The organism is Paramuribaculum intestinale (assembly GCF_003024925.1).
In the GTDB taxonomy this organism is placed as follows: Bacteria; Bacteroidota; Bacteroidia; order Bacteroidales; family Muribaculaceae; genus Paramuribaculum; species Paramuribaculum intestinale.
In genome coordinates, this window is the sequence record NZ_PUED01000038.1 from 1 (window position 1) to 16,919 (window position 16,919).

Genomic DNA, 16,919 nt, shown 5'->3' on the forward strand with positions numbered 1-16,919 from the left:
GGCTTTGGGTCATGTCTTGGATGTGAAAAAAGCCGAACAGGCGCCGTATCCTTAGGGATGCGGCGCCTGTTTCAGCTTGTGTTATGGCTTTATGCGCGGATATTAGTCCACGTATTTTTTCACGATTACTGTGGCGTTGTGGCCTCCGAAGCCGAAAGCGTTGGAGAGCGCTGCGCGCACTTCGCGCTTCTGCGCTTTGTTGAAGGTGAAGTTGAGGGAGTAGTCGATATCCTCGTCTTCGTCGCCCTCTTCGTGGTTGATGGTCGGGGGTACGATGTTTTCTTCGACGGCTTTGATGCTGAAGAGAGCCTCGAGTGCTCCGGTGGCGCCGAGAAGATGGCCTGTCATCGACTTGGTGGAGCTGATGTTGAGCTTGTAGGCTGCCGGGCCGAAAAGGTCCACGATGGCCTTTACCTCGCTCTTGTCGCCCACGGGGGTTGAGGTGCCGTGTACGTTGATGTAGTCGATCTCGTCCACGGTCATGCCGGCGTCTTCGAGCGCTGCCTTCATCGAAAGCTTGGCGCCGAGTCCTTCGGGATGGGTGGCGGTCAGGTGGTATGCGTCGGCGCTCATGCCTCCGCCTGCGATCTCGCAGTAGATCTTGGCTCCGCGTGCCTTGGCGTGCTCAAGTTCTTCGAGGATAAGCACTGCCGATCCTTCGCCGATGACAAATCCGTCGCGGCTCTTGCTGAAGGGACGCGATGCTGTCTCGGGCGAATCGTTACGGGTGGAGAGGGCGTGCATCGAGTTGAAGCCGCCAACTCCTGCGGGATAGATGGCTGCTTCGGCGCCGCCGGTGACGAAGGCGTCGGCTTTGCCGAGGCGGATCAGGTTGAACGCGTCGATGATGGCGTTGTTGGATGATGCGCAGGCTGATACCACTCCGTAGTTGGGGCCGTGGAACTCATACTCCATCGATACATGTCCCGACGCGATGTCGGCGATCATCTTGGGGATGAAGAAGGGGTTGTATTTGGGGCCGTTGGCTTCGTTCATGGCGTAGTAGCCGGCTTCCTCCTCAAAAGTGTGGAGTCCGCCGATACCGGCGGCCACGATGACGCCGATACGGTTGCGGTCGAGGTTGGGCGCCTCGAGGATGTTGCTGTCGGACACGGCCTGACGGGCTGCCACCAGCGCATACTGCGCGTAGAGGTCAAGCTGGCGGAGCTTCTTGCGGTCGATATGGTCGGCGCCGTTGAAGCCCTTTACCTCGCAGGCAAACTGGGTCTTGAATTTCGAAGCGTCAAAATGAGTGATGGGTGCGGCGCCGCTCTTGCCGGCCACTGCGGCCTCCCAGGTGGAGGCTACGTCGTTGCCCAGCGGAGTGATGGCTCCGAGTCCGGTCACTACAACTCTCTTTAATTCCATTCTTTCTATCTCTGTGTGGATTGGTTGGCTTTAGGATTGTTTGTCCTGGCTGGCCTTATTGGCTGTGCGGGACGTCGGTCGGGCGTCTATAACGCCCAAGCGGCACACCGTCAACAGGGAGGAGATGCGCCGCGTGCGTATAGTCCCCTTTTGACGGGGGCTGTAGGGTGATGGATGAGGTGGGTAATTACTTGCCCTCCTCAGCCTTCTCGATGTAGCTGATGGCGTCGCCTACAGTGGCGATGGTCTGTGCCTGATCGTCGGGGATGTTGATTCCGAACTCCTTCTCGAACTCCATGATGAGCTCTACGGTGTCAAGGCTGTCAGCGCCGAGGTCCTGGGTGAAGTTTGCAGTTTCGGTCACTTCGTTCTCGTCAACGCCGAGCTTGTCGACGATGATAGCTTTAACGCGGGATGCGATTTCTGACATTTTTTTCGATTTTATGATTAATGAATTCTATTTTGCGGTGCAAAGTAAGCGATTTTTCTCCAAATGATAAAACTTTGAGGCTATAAACTGACTGTCGGAGGTGATTTTTATCGGTTTTTGAGTCAGGAGTGTCGCTTTTTGGGATCGGAGTCGGTGTCGGAAGACAACAGCGGCGCGATGGCGGCGTTCCATATCCGGTCGGTGGCTCCGAGCTGGCTGCGAACGTAGTCGCCGGCGGCCTGTCCGGCCTTGGCGCGGCAGTCGGTGTCGGTCGAGAGGCGGTCGAGTATGGAGTCGAGTGTGGTTCGGTCGGTGTAGCAGAATCCTCCGCCACACTGAATAAGGTCGGTGGCTTCCTTGAATTTTTCGTGTCGTGGACCGAACACCACCGGAAGGCCGTACACAGCCGCTTCGTTGATGTTGTGGATTCCGGCACCGAATCCTCCGCCTATCAGGGCGGTGTCGGCGTAGCGGTAGAGGCTGGCGAGTTTGCCGAAGCAGTCGATGATCAGGCACCGTGCTTCGCCGGGAGTCTGGCCGGCTTCGAGCTCCGACAGGGTGATTGCGCCCCCTTCGGGCATCCGGCGCAGGGCAGATATGCGTGCTGCGTCGAATTCGTGGGGGGCTATTATGAGGCGTGTCGATGCCGGGGCGGAGTTGAACCAGCCGATGTAGTGTTCTTCGTCGGCCGGCCATGAGCTTCCGGCTATCAGGGTGAAAGCTGAGGGAGCTACAAAGCGTTCCACCTCGGGCATTTCGACTGTGGTGTTGAGGATGTCGGTGACGCGGTCAAAGCGTGTGTCGCCGGCTACGGTCACCTCGCGGCATCCTATGCCGGAGAGCAGGCGCTGTGAAGTTTCGTCCTGCACGAAGATGTGTGTGAAGCAGCGGAGCATACGTCTGAATGTGCCGCCCCACGGTCTGAAAAATATATGTCTGGGCCTGAAGATGGCCGATATCAGGTAGACGGGTGTGTCGTGTCGCTGCAGTTCGTCGAGCAGGTTGCCCCAGAATTCGTATTTCACGAATATGGCGGCCATAGGCCTGACGGTCTCCACGAAGCGACGGGCCTGGCGAGGGGTGTCGGCGGGCAGGTAGCATACGATGTCGGCTCCGCGATAGTTTTTTCTCACTTCGTAGCCCGATGGCGAGAAAAACGTGAGCACGATGCCTGTATGCGGGCTCTCGTGGCGTATGCGCTCGATGAGCGGGCGTCCTTGCTCGAACTCACCGAGCGACGCAGCGTGGATCCACACATACCTGCGCCCCGGCTCGAGAGCCGAGGCCAGGGTGGGGAATGTCAGGCGGCGTCCGTCGCGCAGGAGAGCGGCCTTGGCGTTGCGCGCGGCTGCCGCGCGTATGCCGAGGTCGTAGAGCCGCACGGCGATATTGTAGAGCGCGTTCATTGCGGTGATATGCTCGCCGTGGCTTATTTGATGTTGTCGATGCCGCGCTCTATGCGGGCTATGGTGGCGTCGGGGCCGAGCAGCTCGGTGATGTCGAACATGTGCGGGCCTTTGCACTCGCCGACCACTGTCAGGCGGAAGGCGTTCATGACGTTGCCGAGATGGTAGCCTTTGGAGGCGATCCATTCAAGCACAACCGGTTCGGCGTCGGCGCTGCGCCATGAGGAGAGTCCGCGGAGCACGCCTGTGAGCTCGCGCATGATGTCGGGCATCTGTTCGCTCCAGCGCTTCCTGACAGCTTTTTCGTCGTAGCTTTCGGGAGCCTTGAAGAAAAATCCGGCGTGATCCCACAGTTCGCTGACGAAGTTGACGCGGCTCTTCACCATCCCTACGGCGCGGGCTATATACTCGTCGGTGAAGTCGGCGGGGTTGACGCCGTGAGCCTCCATCACCGGCTTGAACATCTCTGCGAGACGCTCGTCGGGGATCATCTGCAGATATTTGTGGTTAAACCATTTTCCTTTCTCGAAGTCGAAGCGTGCGCCGGAGCGTGAGCAGTGGTCGAATGCAAACGATTCGATCAGCTCCTCCATGGTCATTATCTCGCGGTCGTCGCCGGGATTCCATCCGAGCAGCGCCAGGAAGTTGACCACGGCCTCGGGCAGATATCCGCTCTCGCGGTAGCCGGTGGAGATGGCGCCGGTCGAGGGGTCGGTCCACTGGAGAGGGAACACCGGGAAGCCGAGGCGGTCGCCATCGCGTTTGCTGAGCTTGCCTTTGCCGTCGGGTTTGAGGAGCAGGGGCAGGTGGACAAACTGCGGGGCGGTGTCCTGCCAGCCGAAAGCTTCGTAGAGCAGCACGTGGAGCGGAGCCGAGGGGAGCCACTCTTCGCCGCGTATCACGTGGGTCACCTCCATGAGGTGGTCGTCGACGATGTTGGCAAGATGATAGGTGGGGAGATCATCGGCGCTTTTGTATAGCACTTTGTCGTCGAGCACCGACGAGTTGATGGTCACTTTGCCGCGAAGCAGGTCGTCGACGGTGACGTCGCGTCCCGGTTCGATCTTGAAACGCACCACGTAGGGTGTGCCGTCGGCTATCATGCGCTCCACCTCGTCGGCCGGGATGGTCAGGGAGTTGCGCATTCTCATGCGGGTCGATGCGTCGTACTGGAAGTTGGGGGTGGCCTGTCGGGCCGCCTCAAGCTCGGCGGGTGTGTCGAAAGCTATGTAGGCCTTGCCGGCGTCGAGCAGACGGCGTGTGTGCTCGCGGTAGATGTCGCGGCGCTCGCTCTGTTTGTAGGGGCCGAACGATCCGCCTTCCCTTACGCCTTCGTCGATCTTGATGCCGAGCCATGCGAGGGCTTCGTTGATGTAGTCTTCGGCTCCGGGGACAAACCGCTGGGAGTCGGTGTCTTCGATACGGAGTATCATGTCTCCGCCGGTCTGGCGGGCGAAGAGATAGTTGTAGAGAGCCGTGCGCACGCCTCCGATGTGGAGGGGGCCGGTGGGCGACGGGGCGAAACGCACCCTTACTTTACGCTGCTGTGTCATCTCGATCAGTTAATCTATCGGTGTTCTGTAGTATTGCGCTGCAAATTTACGATAAAAAAGCGACATTACCGTAATATCGCTTTTTATAATGGGATTGTGATGTCTTGCCGGGGAGCTTGCCGGCGGCTGTCAGAGCAGGAGTGCGGCTCCGGCTGTCCACGATTTGAAGCGCGGCGACGATCCCTGGAGAACGTCGCAGGGCGAGTATCTGAAAAATACGCCCAGTCCGGAGCTGACGCGCATCATGGCCATGAAGTCGACCGAAAATTTGCGCATACCCACTCCCCGGTGGAAATCCTTGCCGCGGTGGCCGTCGGCATCGGTCCATGTGGTCTTGATGCTGCCGTAGGCGTTGTAGGCGGGGATTATTCCGGCTCCGATCATAAAGCGGGTGTTGTAGACGTGGCAGGGAAACGTGTGCTCATAGATCATCGGAAGCTGCAGCGAGAAAGTGTGCAGGCGGCTCATACGCGGCCTGACGCTTTCGGGAAATCGATCTATGCCTATGGAGTTTTCGCCTGTCTTGACGAAGCGGTGGCCGGTGGTGGAGCGGTAGTTGCGCCATGTGTAGCCGAGGCCGATGCTGAAGGCTCCGTAGCCGTCGTAGTATCTGATGCCGGGAAATGAGAGCATCGATATTTCAAAAGATTTGGCCGGCTCGATGTCGATCTGTGCGCCGGGAGCGCCTGTGATGCCCAGTGATACGGAGCCGAATATCCATTCGGAGCCTTTGCCGGAGTGTCGGCTTTGCCGGTTGATGAGGTTGCTGAATAGTCCGGAGCCGGAGCGCACACTGTGGCTCCGGGCAGCTGCATGAGTGAATGTCAGGGTGGTGTCGGGGCATTCGACGCTTATGGCCACGGTGCCGTCGATGTCGGTGACGGTCACCCGGCGGGCGTTGTCGATCTGTATGATGGAGTCGGGCGCTATGGTCGAGGCCGACATTCCGGCTATGGCTGTGATGGCTGCTGCCAGTGATATGATCAGTCGTTTCATTGTCGTGTGGTGTTGTGGTTTGCTGCGAGTTGCTTATGTGAGATAGTGGCATGGCTGTCGCCGGGGGTCAGAAGCCGATGTTGACTCCGGTCGACCACAGCGAGTATTCAGGGCCGGTGGAGCGGTGGAATAGATGCATTGGAGAGTAGCGGGCATACCATCCGATCTCGCTGCCGAAGTTGAATATGAGCAGGGCGTCGACGGTGAATGCTCTCTGGTGAAGCCCTTTCATCTTGCGCTTGCATGTGGTGCCGTCGGCGTCGGTCCACTTGGTGGAGGCTGTGGTGTAGGTGTTCCATAAGCCCACTACTCCGACCGCCATGCCTGTTGGGCCGATAAGCTGCTGCTTGAGCATTACCGGCAGTTGCAGGCCGAAGCTGCTTATGGATGAGCTGTGGGAGTGAGTGCCTTCGGGGGCGGGCGTTATGGCGATCCGTCCATGTCCGTTGTCGGAGAGGTGACTGCCGTTGCCGACTTTCTGGCGTCGGTAAAAGTATCCCACTCCGGCTGTGAGCGATGTGCGGCGCGAGGGGCTGAGGAGCTCCACTCCGCTCAGCTGGCTGATGCCGAGCTCCCATCCGGTGCGCAGTCCGGGGACGGCGTCGGAGGGCATTGATGCGCCTGCGTATATCCCGCGCATGGCAAACGAGCGCCATTTTGTCCGCCGTCCTTTAGTGTGCTGTTTCCTGACGTTGTCGATGAACGGAAAGCTGATGTCGATCGTCGGTTCGCTCTTTTCGGGAGTATTTTCGGCGAGGAAGTCGTATCGCGAGCTGTCGCTCTTCACCGTCAGCGACAGTGACCGGCTGCCGCCGGTGACGATTGTCACTTCGGTCGGATTCTCTACCGTTTTCAGAGTGTCGGGGGCAGTGGAGGCTGTGGCTGTGACGGACGCGGCCGCGAGGGTCAGGATTGTTATGGTGAAGCGTATCATTTTGATGTGATTTTGATCAGGTTCTGTAACTGTCGGGCGGTGGCCTTGCCCTTTATGTCGATCAGCACCACCCTGCGCCGGCCACTCTTCGCGGGGTTGCATACATAGATTACATAGCGGTTGAGTCCGTCGTCGGCCGTCGGCATGGTCAGGAAGGCGTATTTAATGCGTCCGTTATGGTAGCTGACCTCGCGGTCGGTGGCCGAAGCAATGTCGGCGCTGACGGCGGCGGCGATTTCGTCGGCTGTGGCGGCTGTGGCCGAGGGGAGTGTCAGCGAGTGGTATTCGCTGAGTCCGTAGCGGCTCAGGTCGCCACCTTTGATGACGGTCACTTCGGCTCCCGGTGCCGACGAATGGCGTTCGATCATCGCGGCCGACTTCGTTCGGTCGGCTCCCAAAGCCATGAAGGCTATGGCCATGAATACGGCCAGCAATATCAGTCTTGGTTTCATAGCTGCAGGTTTATTTCGTTCAACTGGCTGGCCACGGAGGCCTGCATGTCGTCGCGTGCGGCCGCCACCTCTCCGAGTGTGGCCTCCACCATGGCTGTCACGGCGGCCCGGTCGTCGATCATGCGGTTGTCGATCATGGCGTAGCACTCGCTGTCGGCCGCGCCGAATGTCAGTGCTGCGTATGTCAGTCCGACGGCTGTGGCTGTTGCGGCGGCTATGCTCATGGCCCGGCGCAGAGCGGTGTGCGGTCGGCTGCTCTGGCGCCGCATCATGGCGGTGTAGGCCATGGTGGCGCGTTGGGGGCTGTGCTCGATGCTTCCGTCTCGGGCGAGCAGGCATCGCAGTGTCCGCTCCTCTTCGAGTGAGGTGAGCCCGGCGAAATATCGTTCGGTCAGCCGGTCGATGGTGGTGTGCGTGTCTTGATCCGTCATAGCGTTTGCGGGTTGTGTTTGTGGTTGTCGGTGTGGATCCGTTGAAGCTCGAGGTAGCGGTCTCTGATGGTGCGTCGGGCGCGGCTGACGATGGTGCGCACGTGTGCCTCGGTGAGGCCGAACCGCGCGGCTATCTCCTCCATCGGCCACTCGCCGGCGTCGCGCAGACGCAGTATCTCTCTGTCGCGCTCGCTCAGGTGGGCATCCATCAGCCGGCTGACTTCGCCAAACAATCGTTCGGCATGGCTTTCGCCGTAGCAATCCGCTGTGTCATCGGCCGGTTCGGGGATGACGCCGGTTTCATCTCCGCGTCTGACGACCCGGCGCCGCAGCAGGTCGATGCTTGCATTGCGCACTGATATTACCGTCGCTCCGCGTGCGTGGCGTTCATCGCTGAGGCTGTCGGCGCGTGTCCACAGGCCTACGAAGGCATCCTGCAGGGCGTCGACGGCGTCATCGTCGTTGCCGAGCAGCTGTCGGGCGATGGCGAGCAGCCGCTGCCGCATGGCCATAAATGTGGATGTGAGCTGTCGTGAATCCATATTCCGATAGAGATACGCACCGGGGTGGCGGTTTGCAACAAAGATAGGTGAAAAAAATTAAATGACCGGATAGAGTCAGAATTATCGGATAGGATCAGAATTATCAAAAGGGCTGGTGTATGCTCCTGTTTTTCATGATTATAGTGGCTATTATGGTTGTTACAGATCTCTCCTCCTCTCACTCTGCGCCTTCGGTCAAGCGCTTCAGGTAGGGAGTGGGGTGGAGGTCGTAGGCGCGGTGCATGATTGTGGCCGCGCTGTCGGTGAGTCCGATGGCGCGGAGTGTCAGCGCGGCCTCCACCATGGCTTGCCATTGTGGTGAAGTGCGTCCGGGGGGTGTCGGCGCGGCTGTGGTGTCGGCGGCTATCTCCATCCAGGTGTGTGCGGCTCCGCGCAGATCGCCTTCGCCAAGTTGGCCGTCGGCCAGTGCCGAGAGCCACATGCTGTTGTCGGGTTGTCCGGTGAGCATAGCGCGTGCGTATTTTTCTGTAGCCACGGGATTGCGGCGCAATATATAGTAACGGAGCAGCGCGGCGTCGACGATACGCGACATCCATGGCTCGCAGGCTGCCGCGGCGGTGAGAAACCGTTCGTAGATCTGCGCGTGTCCGAGAGTGATGCTTTCGCGTCCCACCGCAGCTATGAGTGAGTCGACGGATACCCGCGCGGCGAGGGCACGGCGGAGCAGCATCATCTGTTCGGCCTCGATCCTCGGCTGGATGCTGTCGCGCATAGCCGCGGAGGTTATGGCCCGGGCATAGAATCCGGTGTTCTGCGGGCGGGCGTCAATCAGCAGGCCGTACATCGCCGCCGCGTTGACCCATTCGCCGGCGCTGTAGTGTCGCTCGGCTCTCTGTCTTATGGCGTTGTCGTCGGCGTTTGACGGAAGCGCGGCAGCGGCGCATATTGCCAGTATGGCGGCAAACAGTGGTTTATGCCATGGGTTGTGAGGTGTCATTGCTTTGTGAATTCGATTGTTGTTTGTTAACAAAAAAGCATTATATTTGTGAGGCGTGAATCCGTCATGTTTTTGTTAAAATTGCAGTTGTTAACATTATTTATAGATTTTATGGGGGGGGGTAGATTCTTTTATCTTAAATTTGCACAAGTTTGTGTATGGATGTATGAGGTATTTAACCAAACCGACGACAGCCTTGCCATGAATTCAACATATAATTCTCAAAATATTACCTTAATTTCCTATTAACTAACCAATCAGTTTATGAACAAGCTTAGAAAAGCAATGATGGTGCTGGGAGTAATTCTGGCGACATCGTTCTCGTTTGTCAGCTGCAGTGATGACGGACCTGTCCAGATGGGTCAGGTGCCTGTCAACTCTTGTCGTGTGACATCGAATTCAGTTTCGATCTATTGGTCGACTGTGCCCAACGAAAATTGTGCGGGCTATCAGGTGGTGCTTTATCAGGGTTCGCGTGAGAATCTTGGTCAGGAAGTGACTTCCAATGATTATGACAACCGCACATACAAGGCTACTTATGGTGGTCTGCAGCCTGCTACTGTATATACGGTGGCTGTGCGTAGCCTCGCTGGCGAAAAAAGTGGTCTGACTGATGGCGATTTCTATTATCGTCAGTTTGCCACTGCTCCTCTGATTTCTGTTACGGCATCTAACGCCACTTTCTATAAAACCGAAGGTGTGACCTCGGATGGATCGTGGGGCAAGGTGATCCGTGCCAAGGTGACTCTCACATGGCCTGAACAGGCTGTGACCAGCGCTGGCGGATACGAGCTGGTGGTGAAGCTTGTCACTGTTAAAGATGGCAAAGAAACCACATCCAATGTCGGCTCATTCTCGACCGACAAGCTCAATGTGACATCGACTGTGGCCGACGGCCTGATCCCCGGACGCAAGTATATCTTCTCCTTCCGTACTCGCGGCAACGGCAATTGCGACTACAGCTACAGCGACTATGCTGACGTCACTTACACAGTACCGGCTGCTCCGGCTGCATAAACAATAATCAAAAACACAGTGCAAAATGAATAATACCAGCTTAAAAAATTGGTGTGTGGCTTTTGCTATGGCGGTATGCGCTCCCATGGCTGCAGTAGCCTCACCCAGCGAAAGCGCGCTGCCTCAGGCTCAGCAGGCCAACGGTAAATGCACCGGTACGATTGTCGACGAAACCGGCGAACCTCTGGTTGGTGCAACAGTCCGCGTTGAAGGAACCACTATAGCAGCTTCCGCCAACATCGACGGCGAATTTACACTTTCAGGCGTTAAGCCCGGCCAGAAGATTGTGGCCAACTATATAGGTTATAATCCTGTTACCATAGTGTGGGACGGTGCTCCTCTGAATATCGTCATGAAGGAGGATTCCAATGTCCTTGATGAGGTGGTCGTAATGGGTTATGGCGTATCGCAGAAGCGCGCCAAAGTGACCAACTCTATCGCCAAGGTGAGCGAAAAGACTCTTACAGTCGGCACCAACGCCAACCCGGCTCAGGCTCTTGTGGGAGCTATTTCGGGTGTGAAGGTGGCTGTGACCAGCGGTGATCCCGCGGCTACTCCCTCGATCACAGTGCGTGGCGGTACGAACTACGACGGTGGTTCTAACGCTCCTCTCGTGATAGTCGACGGCAATATCCGCGACAGCATGAGCGATATCAATCCCAATGATATCGAGTCAATGGAAATTCTTAAGGATGCCGGCGCTACGGCTCTCTACGGTGCACGTGCAGGCAACGGTGTTATCCTTATCACTACCAAGGCCGGCAAGAGCGGCACAGGTCGTGTGACATTGAGCGCCAAGGTGGGTCTCGGTTACTACAACAACGGCTATGAGGCTTGTACAGATGAGGATTACCTCTACTACTACCGCACAGCATGTACCAACACCGAGTGGATGCTCCCCGGAGGCAACTATGCCGGTTCGTGGAATTCCATGCTGTTCAGCAACAACCAGCCCGGCGGTATCGGTCGTCAGGAATGGTCAAACAACATGAACTACAATATCCTTCAGAAGAACGAGCAGACCGAATATCTGCTCGGCCTCGGCGGATGGAAGGAGATGCTTGACCCAGTCAGCGACAACACCATCCTTTACTGGAACCAGGATATACTTGACATCAACCTGCGCAAACCGACTGTTACCCAGGATTACAATGTAAGCTTCTCTGGCGGTAACGATAAGGGTAGCTATTATGCTTCTCTCGGATATTACGACGCGCAGGGTGTTGTAAAGACGACCTACTACAAGCGCTATAACTTCGCGTTTACCGGAAGCTACAAGCTCAACGATTGGCTGACCGCAAATTCGGTGTTCAACTACACCCGCGCCAACTGGCTCAATGACAATCCGCAGCTCAGCACAGTATACTTCATGAACCGTGGCTTCGGCTACAAGTTCGTTCGCTACCGCGACGAGGAGGGTAATGAACTGTTCGGTACCGGCAACCCGACTATGAACGTCAATGTCAACAAGGGCAAATTTGACCGCGACTACCAGAGCGACAAGTTCTCTATGACCCAGAGCCTCACTGCCAAGATCATCGACGGCCTGACACTTAAGGGCACCATGGCATGGTACTACAACGAACAGTATACACAGGCTCTGAACCATGCCTATGTGACAAATAACACTGGTGCAGACAATCCTGAGGGTTCTGTCGGCGTATCAAGCAACTACAGCACCAGTGCTTCCTTCCTTCGCTACTTCGACCAGACCTACAATCTCGTTGCCAACTTCAACCGCACCTTTGCTGAAAAGCATAATGTAGAGGCGATGGCCGGTATGGAGTTCTACAAGCGCAAATATCTTGATTTCAGCGCCAGCGGTTATGACGGCCCGGCTCCCTTCCCTGTGCTTGGCAATACGACTCAGGAGAGTCGCGACATGTCGTCAAATCACGCTGAAGAGGCTCTGATGTCGTACTTCGGACGTGTGGGCTATGACTATATGGGCAAATATCTGCTTGCTTTCACATTCCGTGAGGACGGATACTCTCGTCTGCTCAACAAGCGTTGGGGCTTCTTCCCCGGTGTGAGCGCCGGCTGGGTTGTTTCGTCGGAGGACTTCTGGAAAAACACTCCCGGACTGGGTTTTGTCAATTATGCCAAATTGCGCGGATCGTATGGCAGCAACGCTATCATCAACCGTGATCGCCTCGGCTATTACACTCTCCGTGGTTCATATGGCGCCTACCAGTATGATGGTGAAAAAGGTTACCGCATCTCTGCACTTCCCAATCCCAACCTGAGCTGGGAAACTGCGACAACAGGTGAGGTGGGTCTTGACTTAGGTTTCCTCCAGAACCGCTTCAACCTCTCGCTTGTGTACTACAACCGCACGACCTCTGACAAGTATGCTCCTTTGTCGCTTCCTCCGACAACCGGCTTCTCTTCCGTTACATACAACAACGGTAAGTATCGCAATCAGGGTCTTGAGATCGACGTTAACGCCACTCTTCTCCGCCTGAAGGACTTCCAGTGGACTCTCGGTGCCAACCTCACTCTCAATGACAACAAAATCGTGAAACTTCCCGAGAACGGCCTGGCCAACAACCGTCAGGGTGGCGTGGAAGTGTGGACCGGCAACGGTGAGGAAACCACATGGATCGGCGGCTATCAGGAGGGTCAGAATCCCTACAAGCAGGTGGGCTACGGTGTAGTGAAGATGGCTCGCACTCAGGCCGACATCGACGCCCTCGGCGACTATATCGACATAGCTCCCTCTAACGGTGCTGTGGTTTACGCCAACGAATCGGGCCGTCAGCGTCTGGTAGCTCTTGGTTACTTGGCTTCCAATATGGTTCGTCTGATGCCCGGCGACCTTATCTATGAGGACCGCAACGGCGACAACAAGATCGAGTCAAAGGACCGTAAGGTCATCGGTCACCGCGACGCTCGCTGGAGCGGTGGTTTCAACACCACACTGTCGTGGAAGGGTCTGAGCCTCTACGCCCGTTTCGATATGGGCTGGGGATTCCAGGTATATGACTCGAATATGGCATTCTGGCTCGGTGAAGGACAGGGAGCAATGGCGTTCCCCAAGGAGATCCGCGATACATGGACTGTCGACAACCCCAACGCCAAGTATCCCCGTGTGGCATGGGCTGCGCAGTATGGTACCGACAACTATATCCGTCCCAACGAGATGATGTGTCAGAACGGCGCTTATCTCGCTTGCCGCGAGCTCTCGCTCAGTTACCAGCTTCCCGCAAGCATCTGCAAGAAGTTCGCCAGCCAGGGCCTGACTCTGAGCGTTACCGGACAGAACCTCGGTTATCTCAAGAGCTGCACAATACCTCTGCCTGACAACACCACTTACTGGGACGGTAATACTGCAGGTAACGGCGGTACGTACAACCTTCCCCGCACCGTTGTGTTCGGCGTGAACGTATCTTTCTAAACCATCAACAGAATCAAAACAATGAAAAATATAATCAGCAAAATACTTCTCGGATCCATCGTTGCCGGCACGGGTATGGTGTACATGTCGTGCGCTAACGAGTTGGATATGAAGCCCCAGGACTGGTATGTGCCTGAGACTTTCTGGAAAACGAAGACAGAGTTCGAAGGCAACCAGATAGCGCTTGCCAATCAGTTCCGTGGTTTTACCTATCAGGTAATGTTCTCTGCCGGTGAACTTCGCTCGGGTATCTTCACGCTGTCGACTATCGACGGTTCGGGTACAGCCGATGCCGACGTTATCCAGCAGGTGGTCGATGTGTCGCATCCCCAGTTCTCCAATTTCGGCGGATGGCACGGTATGATCGCCAACTACAACGAAGTGCTCTATCGCTGTGAGAACGAGGGCGTGGAGATTCTTGATGAAGATACCCGCAAGGGACTCATGGCTATGGCTTATGGTCAGCGTGCCTACTGCTACTTCCAGATGTACAAGATGTATGGCGGTGTGCCTCTGCGCACTGTGCCCGACGTGCTTCTGGGCGAATATGATCCCGAGAAGCTTTACATGGCGCGTGCTACAGCCGAGGAAACTCTCAACTTCATCAAGGATGACGTGAAGAAGTCGATTGAGCTCTTCAATGAGTCAAACTATGTGTTCAAATCCAATAAAAAGGACTATTACTGGAGCAAAGCTGCATCTGAAATGCTTGCAGGCGAGGTTTATCTCTGGAGCGCCAAGGTGGCTACAGGCGACCATGCCGCCGGTGGAACATCCGACATTCAGACCGCCAAGGGATACTTCGAAAATGTAATCGGTAATTATGGATTCGCTCTTCAGTCGGATTTCTACAGCATCTGGACTTCGTCGCACAATAAGGAGGCGATCTTCTCTGTCTGCTACTCGTCGGAAGAGGACGGCGTTTACTATACTTCGCCTGAAACCAACTTCCTGTGGGCACGTACTACCGGTGCGGCCGGTAACAACTACTGGTCGACCATGGACGACGACGGCTGGGGCAAGATCAGCGGTAAGGCCTACCGTTTCGGTCGCTGGTGCGAGGAGAAGGATGGCAAGCTGACGCAGCGTACAAGCAAGGTGTGGGACAAGGCCAACTTCGGCGTAATGCGTTATCTGTATAAGAATGCGTTTTACTATCACTTCGATGAAGCCGACAGCCGTGGTGATGCTTTCTATCCCCAGTACCATCTTACAGATGCTGATCGTGGAACCAAAACCTTGATGCTGAATAACTTTAATCCGCACGACTATAAACTCGCAGGATGCTTCGTCATCAAGTTCCGCCCGTCGATCATCGCCGGTTCCAACTACTACCGGTTTAAGGTGGATGTGCCTATCTACCGTCTGGCCGACGCTCACCTGAAACTTGCAGAGTGCTGCAACTATCTTGACGACAAAAACGGTCTGAAGACCAATATCGACATCGTTCGCAAGCGCGCTTACGGTGCGAAATACGATGCTGCCGTTCATGGCTTCATCCCCTCTACGTTTGCTGATAATGAAGTCGCTCTACTTAAGGAGTATGACAAGGAGTTCTACATGGAAGGTCACCGCTGGTGGGATCTTCGCCGTCTGACTCTGGTCAAGGACGGTGCACAGACCGATCACCTCGTGTTCCAGCCGCAGGGCTGCATAGGTTATGGCCTGAATCCGGTGGACAACGCATGGATGGTGGAAAACGATGGCTCGGCTGTAGTGACCTCGGTGCCTGTTCTTACAACCCAGGAAGCTCACAAGCTCCTCTGGCCGATTGACAACAACACTCTCGGTGCTGACCCGCTGCTCGAGCAGAACCCCGGCTATTGATTATCAATAACCCTGCAATATGCGACAGGCTCCGCCACTGCGGCGGAGCCTGTCTGTTTTATCACACGTCCGTTTTCGGCGCACTATAAGTATGCCAGGTATGCGACGGGGATTGACGCCGGGGGCGCGTAAGCGGCAAGCGGTAGCGAAAGCAAATTTGCCAGAAATGGAAAAAATGTTTAATTTCGCAACATATTGTACAATAATGCAGCCGGCAGGGCATGAGTGCGCTTCGAGGCGCCGGGTCTGAGCCAGTGCGTTGCCGTCTGCCGATATAAACCAACCAATATGGCCACCACTCTTAACACTACAGATTTCCACTTTCCCGGACAGACGGGAGTGTACCACGGAAAAGTACGCGACGTGTATTCGCTTTCCGACGACCTTCTGGTCATGATAGCCACCGACCGCATCTCGGCATTCGATGTGATACTGCCCAAGGGTATTCCCTACAAGGGACAGGTACTCAATCAGATCGCAGCCTACTTTCTTGAGGCTACGTCGGATATATGTCCCAACTGGCTGCTGGCCGTGCCTGATCCGATGGTGGCCGTGGGCAAGCGCTGCGAGGGCTTCCGCGTGGAGATGATCATACGCGGCTATCTGACGGGCAGCGCATGGCGCGAATATGCGGCCGGATGCCGCGAGCTGTGCGGCGTGAAGCTTCCCGACGGCATGAAGGAGAACGAGCGTTTCCCCGAGCCTATAATCACCCCCACCACCAAGGCCGACGCCGGACACGACGAGAATATCTCGCGCGAAGAGATCATAGCGCAGGGGCTCGTGAGCGAGAAGGACTACGAGGTGATGGAGCGCTATACGCGCCGTCTGTTCGAGCGCGGCACCCAGATGGCCGCCGAGAAGGGGCTGATACTCGTCGACACGAAATATGAGTTCGGCAAGCTCGGCGACGAGGTGATACTCATCGACGAGATCCATACTCCCGACTCTTCGCGCTATTTCTATGCCGAGGGCTACGAGGAGCGTCTGGCCAAGGGTGAGCCCCAGCGTCAGCTCTCTAAGGAGTTTGTGCGCCAGTGGCTGATCGACCGCGGCTTCATGGGCAAGGAGGGCCAGCAGGTGCCCGATATGACCGATGAGTTCTGCGAGAGCGTCAGCGCCCGCTATATAGAGCTATACGAGCATGTGACCGGACGCCCGTTCGTCAAGGCCGGAGAGGCCGATCTGGAGCGCCGCATAGAGGTGAACGTGCTCGACTGTATGAACAATCTCGACCGCTGAGGCTCCGGTGTCTGACGACAGGATGGGAGCCGAATGTGAGAATGTGAAGCCCGACGCGTCGTCGCCCGACGACAAGGCTTCGCAGGTGAGGCGCATGTTTGACCGCATCGCGCCCTCCTACGATTTTATGAACCGTGCCATGACGCTCGGCATCGACCGGCTGTGGCGTCGCAAGGCCGTCGGTCTGGTGGCGCGCCACGGCGGCACGAGGATACTCGATGTGGCCACCGGCACGGGTGATCTGGCTCTGCAGATGGCCCGGAGGATCGACGGCGCGGAGATAACCGGAGTCGACCTCTCGGAGGGAATGATCGGCATAGGCCGCGAGAAGGTGGCGCGTGCCGGCATGTCGGACAGGATAAGCCT

General features: G+C 56.6%; 15 protein-coding genes. 5 read left to right on the forward strand and 10 right to left on the reverse strand.

From position 1 onward, the window contains the following. Positions 1 to 102 precede the first annotated feature (102 nt). The 10 genes from fabF to C5O24_RS04545 form a co-directional block, all read right to left on the reverse strand. On the reverse strand, positions 103 to 1,368 hold the full coding sequence (fabF, locus tag C5O24_RS04500) for a beta-ketoacyl-ACP synthase II (RefSeq protein WP_107034985.1): 1,266 nt from the start codon (positions 1,366 to 1,368) through the stop codon (positions 103 to 105). A 187-nt stretch (positions 1,369 to 1,555) separates the two neighbouring features. After that, on the reverse strand, positions 1,556 to 1,798 hold the full coding sequence (locus C5O24_RS04505) for an acyl carrier protein (protein ID WP_107034986.1): 243 nt from the start codon (positions 1,796 to 1,798) through the stop codon (positions 1,556 to 1,558). A gap of 122 nt (positions 1,799 to 1,920) precedes the next feature. Beyond that, positions 1,921 to 3,204 (reverse strand): 3-deoxy-D-manno-octulosonic acid transferase, encoded by a 1,284-nt coding sequence (locus C5O24_RS04510; protein WP_107034987.1) that lies wholly within the window; start codon positions 3,202 to 3,204, stop codon positions 1,921 to 1,923. Between the two features lie 23 nt (positions 3,205 to 3,227). Beyond that, positions 3,228 to 4,757, reverse strand: coding sequence for a glutamate--tRNA ligase (gene gltX / locus C5O24_RS04515; protein WP_107681519.1), 1,530 nt, complete (start codon positions 4,755 to 4,757; stop codon positions 3,228 to 3,230). A 129-nt stretch (positions 4,758 to 4,886) separates the two neighbouring features. Beyond that, on the reverse strand, positions 4,887 to 5,753 hold the full coding sequence (locus C5O24_RS04520; RefSeq protein ID WP_107034989.1) for a hypothetical protein: 867 nt from the start codon (positions 5,751 to 5,753) through the stop codon (positions 4,887 to 4,889). A 67-nt stretch (positions 5,754 to 5,820) separates the two neighbouring features. Further along, a complete protein-coding gene (locus C5O24_RS04525; RefSeq protein WP_107034990.1) occupies positions 5,821 to 6,687 on the reverse strand; it encodes a hypothetical protein in 867 nt (288 codons plus the stop codon). Continuing rightward, on the reverse strand, positions 6,684 to 7,139 hold the full coding sequence (locus C5O24_RS04530; protein ID WP_107034991.1) for a DUF6108 family protein: 456 nt from the start codon (positions 7,137 to 7,139) through the stop codon (positions 6,684 to 6,686). The genes C5O24_RS04525 and C5O24_RS04530 overlap by 4 nt, the downstream gene beginning before the upstream one ends. Then, positions 7,136 to 7,570, reverse strand: a complete 435-nt coding sequence (locus tag C5O24_RS04535) for a PG0215 family putative anti-sigma factor (RefSeq protein ID WP_107034992.1) — start codon at positions 7,568 to 7,570, stop codon at positions 7,136 to 7,138. The genes C5O24_RS04530 and C5O24_RS04535 overlap by 4 nt, the downstream gene beginning before the upstream one ends. Then, complete coding sequence (locus C5O24_RS04540; RefSeq protein WP_107034993.1) at positions 7,567 to 8,112, reverse strand: RNA polymerase sigma factor; 546 nt, start codon at positions 8,110 to 8,112, stop codon at positions 7,567 to 7,569. Before C5O24_RS04540 ends, C5O24_RS04535 begins: the two co-directional genes overlap by 4 nt. 178 nt (positions 8,113 to 8,290) lie before the next feature. Further along, positions 8,291 to 9,070, reverse strand: a complete 780-nt coding sequence (locus C5O24_RS04545; protein WP_107034994.1) for a hypothetical protein — start codon at positions 9,068 to 9,070, stop codon at positions 8,291 to 8,293. Between the two features lie 264 nt (positions 9,071 to 9,334). On the opposite strand from C5O24_RS04545, the gene C5O24_RS04555 reads away from it, so the two are divergent. From C5O24_RS04555 to C5O24_RS04575, 5 genes are all read left to right on the forward strand, one after another. Continuing rightward, positions 9,335 to 10,087: a fibronectin type III domain-containing protein gene (locus C5O24_RS04555; protein ID WP_107034995.1), complete on the forward strand. Its 753-nt coding sequence runs from the start codon at positions 9,335 to 9,337 to the stop codon at positions 10,085 to 10,087. Positions 10,088 to 10,112: 25 nt separating this feature from the next. Continuing rightward, positions 10,113 to 13,484: a SusC/RagA family TonB-linked outer membrane protein gene (locus C5O24_RS04560; RefSeq protein ID WP_107681521.1), complete on the forward strand. Its 3,372-nt coding sequence runs from the start codon at positions 10,113 to 10,115 to the stop codon at positions 13,482 to 13,484. Between the two features lie 21 nt (positions 13,485 to 13,505). Continuing rightward, positions 13,506 to 15,311 carry a RagB/SusD family nutrient uptake outer membrane protein gene (locus C5O24_RS04565; protein ID WP_107681522.1) on the forward strand — a complete coding sequence of 602 codons (1,806 nt, stop codon included), beginning with the start codon at positions 13,506 to 13,508 and terminating at the stop codon, positions 15,309 to 15,311. Between the two features lie 288 nt (positions 15,312 to 15,599). Next, entirely contained in the window at positions 15,600 to 16,553 is a 954-nt protein-coding gene (locus tag C5O24_RS04570; RefSeq protein WP_107034998.1) for a phosphoribosylaminoimidazolesuccinocarboxamide synthase, read from the forward strand. A gap of 7 nt (positions 16,554 to 16,560) precedes the next feature. Next, positions 16,561 to 16,919, forward strand: a 359-nt coding sequence (locus C5O24_RS04575) for a class I SAM-dependent methyltransferase (protein ID WP_240604898.1), incomplete at its 3' end; no start/stop codon positions are given.

Excerpts from the sequence above, each read along its gene's own strand:
- C5O24_RS04535 (WP_107034992.1), bottom strand. The coding sequence starts at position 7,570 with ATGACGGATCAAGACACGCACACCACCATCGACCGGCTGACCGAACGA.
- fabF (WP_107034985.1), bottom strand. The coding sequence starts at position 1,368 with ATGGAATTAAAGAGAGTTGTAGTGACCGGACTCGGAGCCATCACTCCG.
- C5O24_RS04555 (WP_107034995.1), top strand. The coding sequence starts at position 9,335 with ATGAACAAGCTTAGAAAAGCAATGATGGTGCTGGGAGTAATTCTGGCG.
- C5O24_RS04540 (WP_107034993.1), bottom strand. The coding sequence starts at position 8,112 with ATGGATTCACGACAGCTCACATCCACATTTATGGCCATGCGGCAGCGG.
- C5O24_RS04570 (WP_107034998.1), top strand. The coding sequence starts at position 15,600 with ATGGCCACCACTCTTAACACTACAGATTTCCACTTTCCCGGACAGACG.
- C5O24_RS04560 (WP_107681521.1), top strand. The coding sequence starts at position 10,113 with ATGAATAATACCAGCTTAAAAAATTGGTGTGTGGCTTTTGCTATGGCG.
- C5O24_RS04545 (WP_107034994.1), bottom strand. The coding sequence starts at position 9,070 with ATGACACCTCACAACCCATGGCATAAACCACTGTTTGCCGCCATACTG.
- C5O24_RS04505 (WP_107034986.1), bottom strand. The coding sequence starts at position 1,798 with ATGTCAGAAATCGCATCCCGCGTTAAAGCTATCATCGTCGACAAGCTC.
- C5O24_RS04565 (WP_107681522.1), top strand. The coding sequence starts at position 13,506 with ATGAAAAATATAATCAGCAAAATACTTCTCGGATCCATCGTTGCCGGC.
- gltX (WP_107681519.1), bottom strand. The coding sequence starts at position 4,757 with ATGACACAGCAGCGTAAAGTAAGGGTGCGTTTCGCCCCGTCGCCCACC.
- C5O24_RS04520 (WP_107034989.1), bottom strand. The coding sequence starts at position 5,753 with ATGAAACGACTGATCATATCACTGGCAGCAGCCATCACAGCCATAGCC.
- C5O24_RS04525 (WP_107034990.1), bottom strand. The coding sequence starts at position 6,687 with ATGATACGCTTCACCATAACAATCCTGACCCTCGCGGCCGCGTCCGTC.
- C5O24_RS04530 (WP_107034991.1), bottom strand. The coding sequence starts at position 7,139 with ATGAAACCAAGACTGATATTGCTGGCCGTATTCATGGCCATAGCCTTC.
- C5O24_RS04510 (WP_107034987.1), bottom strand. The coding sequence starts at position 3,204 with ATGAACGCGCTCTACAATATCGCCGTGCGGCTCTACGACCTCGGCATA.